Origin of the sequence: Lamprobacter sp., from assembly GCF_034860625.1 — a bacterium.
In the GTDB taxonomy this organism is placed as follows: domain Bacteria; phylum Pseudomonadota; class Gammaproteobacteria; order Chromatiales; family Chromatiaceae; genus Lamprobacter.
Genome location: NZ_JAYESN010000345.1, coordinates 1 through 2,588, shown reverse-complemented (window position 1 = coordinate 2,588; position 2,588 = coordinate 1). Strand labels below are relative to the sequence as shown.

Below are 2,588 nucleotides of genomic sequence, written 5' to 3'. Positions count from 1 at the left end.
ATAGGTCTTGAGCTTGTTGGTTTGCATGGGCGAAAAGTCGTCGCTGATTAGTTTTTCTGCTCTACAGAATTTGCCTCGGCGGCATGTGCCCTGAGCCACTGGGCAAACTGCGCCTCCTGCATATCGCCGGCAGCAAGCCGAAGAACGGCCTGTGCCGCATCATCTTCGCTTGCGATCAGGGTGAGTCCGTGGCGGGCGAGAAAGACATAGGCTGACATAAAGGCAATCCGCTTGTTGCCGTCGACGAAGGGATGGTTGCGAACCAGGCCAACCGCGTAGGCGGCTGCGAGCGCATAGAGATCGGGGCTGCCGTAAGCTAGAAGCTGCTTGGGCCGACCAAGCGCCGAATCGAGTAGGCCAGCATCTCGCAGCCCGGTCAGGCCACCATGGTCGGCAAGCAGGCGCCGGTGAATGGCAAGGATGACATCGGTCCGCAGCCAAATCGGCTCGCTCATTCCGCCAGAACCTTGAGAGTGTTGCGATACCGTTGCATGCCCTCTTCAGCGGCCTGCATCTGCTGCTCGAATTCTGGGTCCTGAGCGGTCAGCCGGTAACCGCCCTCGGGGGACTCGGTCAAGATCATGCGGTCGCCGTCAGCGAGATGCAGGCGATTGATCAGTTCATGCGGAAGCTGCACGGCGAGCGATGCCCCGATCTTGACGACTCTTAGCTCGATCATCGATGTCACTCCAGGTGTTGGCGGTCACGCCGGGCCTTGGGGCCATAAGTCTTGAGCCTGTTGGTTTGCATGGGTTCAGTTCGTCCTTCCTGGTTCAGATTTGAGGCTTGCACCGTTCTAGACGGTCTGTACGATCTCGGATGTTGCCGGTATCGGCACCTTTAGCGATGCCACGCATCTCGGCCAGCGTGGGAATCGGCACTAGGGTAATGATGTCGCCCTTTGGGATCACCGCAAAGCATTGACCCACTTGCAGGTTCAGTTCTTCACGCACCGCTTTGGGTAGGGTGAATTGGAAGCGACTTGAGAGCGTAACGGTAGGCATGATTGGAACGAGACCTCATGCTTAGTCGTAGACCGGCGTTTCGATCACCCGCACAGGCCTTGCCTGTCCAGCGATGATGGACTGAATGTGCTCAACGGTCTCTGGGGCAAAGTATTCCTCGCCGGTCTCCTGGCACACGCGGGCTGGCACATGCTCGATCACGTAGAGCTTGCCGGCATGCTCGACCCTGTAGGTCACCTGGGTGTCGATCATTTCCATTGGGTTTAGATCAGGAGTCGATTTGTTTTCTTCGCGCTCAAGCGGGACTGGTCAGAACCCGTTCAGCGCCATCGAGCTTGCTCAACCGTTTGTCGAAGGTATGCAATCTGAGGCCCTGCGCTCGGCAGGTGGTCAGAATCAGGCAGTCGGCAAAGTCAGCGTTGGATTGGTGGAACAGCCGCACGGCCGCGCTGCATCGGGCTTCTTCATCCAAGCTGAAAGCAGCATTGGCGACGAGATGATCGAGCGCTTTGAGGACGTCGGCCTTGGGCAATTGGTAGGCGCTTTCTAGCACCCAAACGGTTTCGACGAGGACCACCTGAGAGACGAAGACGTTTTGGGCGCTGGCCACCAACGCCCTCGCGGCGGTGATCTGCGCCGTCTCGTTCGGCTCGTTGATCAACACCCGCACCAGCACGTTAGTGTCGATGGCAATCACCTGCCAGCACGCTCGCGAATGACGCGCTCCATGTCTTCATCCGTCACCGACACCTTGGCTTGGCAGAGGCCAAAGGCGGCTTCGATGCGGTGCTCCCTCGGCACGACGCGAATGCCCTCGGCGTCGAGGATGAATCCGACTTGGTCGCCTGGCTCCAAACCCAGCTTCTTGCGGATCTCCACCGGAATCGTGACCTGACCTTTGCTCGTGAGCGTCGATGTTTGCATCTGGTTGCCCCAAGAAGTAAGACGGCGGATGGATGTCTTACCTGTATAGCAGATTCTTACCACACGTTGGTCTGGATCACCGGATCTCGATCCGATCACCGGCGGCGACCACCTTCTCCAGCGCCCCGCGCAGCCTGTCGAGGTAGGCGTCGATATCGGCCTGGGTCTCCAGATAGCCCTCCGGCGCGAGCGCTGATGGCTTGATCACCCGGCGCAGCTTGACGTAGGGCTTGGGCTGGGTGACGTCGTTGACATTGCCGCCGCCGGGCTTCTTGGGTGGTGGTTTGACCGCCTCTTCGAGCTTAGCAAAGGCCTGATCGACAAGGTCCACCGCACGACTGCCAGCCTGGTCGATATGGGCCAGGCTGGTCTGGGTCTCGACCTGCTTCTTGAGCTGCTGCAGCGGATAGAGGCATTGGTTGCGCAGATCATGATCGGCCTGAGCGGCATCCAGCTCGATCTGCACCTTGCCGACCTGTTTGTCGATCTCCGGCAGGACCCGCGCACGGTGCTCCGCGATTAGCGCGTCGTTGACCTGCGCGATCTGCTGGATCAGACCCTCGACCTCTTTGACCAAGCCGTAGGGTGACGGCGCGGCGAGGACCTCCTGAATGCGCGTCAATGCCTTGGATGCGCTGACATCTTGTTCCAGCCAGCTGAGGTTGGGCTGGAAGCGCGTCTCGGCCTTGCGCAGCTTGC

At 59.6% G+C, this 2,588-nt stretch carries 6 protein-coding genes and 1 pseudogene; all 7 read right to left on the bottom strand.

All coding sequences use genetic code 11. The features are described 5' to 3' along the window. Nucleotides 1-47 precede the first annotated feature (47 nt). Nucleotides 48-455, bottom strand: coding sequence for a type II toxin-antitoxin system death-on-curing family toxin (locus VBE63_RS27295; RefSeq protein ID WP_323686139.1), 408 nt, complete (start codon nucleotides 453-455; stop codon nucleotides 48-50). Next, a complete protein-coding gene (locus VBE63_RS27290) occupies nucleotides 452-679 on the bottom strand; it encodes an AbrB/MazE/SpoVT family DNA-binding domain-containing protein (RefSeq protein ID WP_323686137.1) in 228 nt (75 codons plus the stop codon). Before VBE63_RS27290 ends, VBE63_RS27295 begins: the two co-directional genes overlap by 4 nt. Before the next feature lie 94 nt (nucleotides 680-773). Then, complete coding sequence (locus VBE63_RS27285) at nucleotides 774-1,004, bottom strand: AbrB/MazE/SpoVT family DNA-binding domain-containing protein (protein WP_323686136.1); 231 nt, start codon at nucleotides 1,002-1,004, stop codon at nucleotides 774-776. Between the two features lie 21 nt (nucleotides 1,005-1,025). Continuing rightward, nucleotides 1,026-1,223 carry a YgiT-type zinc finger protein gene (locus tag VBE63_RS27280; RefSeq protein WP_323686135.1) on the bottom strand — a complete coding sequence of 66 codons (198 nt, stop codon included), beginning with the start codon at nucleotides 1,221-1,223 and terminating at the stop codon, nucleotides 1,026-1,028. 37 nt (nucleotides 1,224-1,260) lie between these two features. Beyond that, a complete protein-coding gene (locus tag VBE63_RS27275) occupies nucleotides 1,261-1,662 on the bottom strand; it encodes a type II toxin-antitoxin system VapC family toxin (protein WP_323686134.1) in 402 nt (133 codons plus the stop codon). After that, nucleotides 1,659-1,889 (bottom strand): AbrB/MazE/SpoVT family DNA-binding domain-containing protein, encoded by a 231-nt coding sequence (locus VBE63_RS27270; protein ID WP_323686133.1) that lies wholly within the window; start codon nucleotides 1,887-1,889, stop codon nucleotides 1,659-1,661. The genes VBE63_RS27275 and VBE63_RS27270 overlap by 4 nt, the downstream gene beginning before the upstream one ends. Nucleotides 1,890-1,965: 76 nt before the next feature. Beyond that, nucleotides 1,966-2,588: pseudogene (locus VBE63_RS27265) on the bottom strand (hypothetical protein); the annotation flags it as partial.